Source organism: Citrobacter sp. Cpa228, from assembly GCF_030333085.1.
Classification (GTDB): Bacteria; Pseudomonadota; Gammaproteobacteria; order Enterobacterales; family Enterobacteriaceae; genus Citrobacter; species Citrobacter pasteurii.
Genome location: NZ_JAOWGQ010000011.1, coordinates 1 through 419 on the forward strand (window position 1 = coordinate 1; position 419 = coordinate 419).

The following is a 419-nucleotide window of genomic DNA, read 5'->3' on the forward strand; positions in this document are numbered from 1 at the left end:
GGCAGGCGTTTTACCGGCTGGCTGGGATGCCACTGGTGCTATGAAGGGGAGGAGGTGGAACTGCTGGCGGCCCCGGTCGGTGAGGAGTATCTGGTGTATGCCATCCACAAGCCGGAGGAGCAGTCCCTGTGCATGACGCCGGGGTGTTACCGGGGGAAGAATCAGGCGCGCCGGGCGGCAGTGCGTATCCCGCTACGGGTTTGTTACTTATGTTTTGCCATTTCCATCGCTGCGTTGCTATGTGGTGATGGTTTAGCATCATTTTATGATCCTATGTTCTATTTATTTATAGTTGAAGCAATAATTTTTCTGCTGGTGATGTGTCTGCTTCCCGCAGCGTGGTCAATTTACAAACATAAACCGTTACCGGAAGAAACGCTGTCAGAGGAGATATTCACCCTGCTGGGCTGGGAAAACGT

1 pseudogene is annotated in these 419 nt (G+C 52.7%); it reads left to right on the forward strand.

The window, feature by feature from the left end:
• A pseudogene (locus tag OGX91_RS00065) lies at positions 1-419 on the forward strand (putative type VI secretion system effector); the annotation flags it as partial.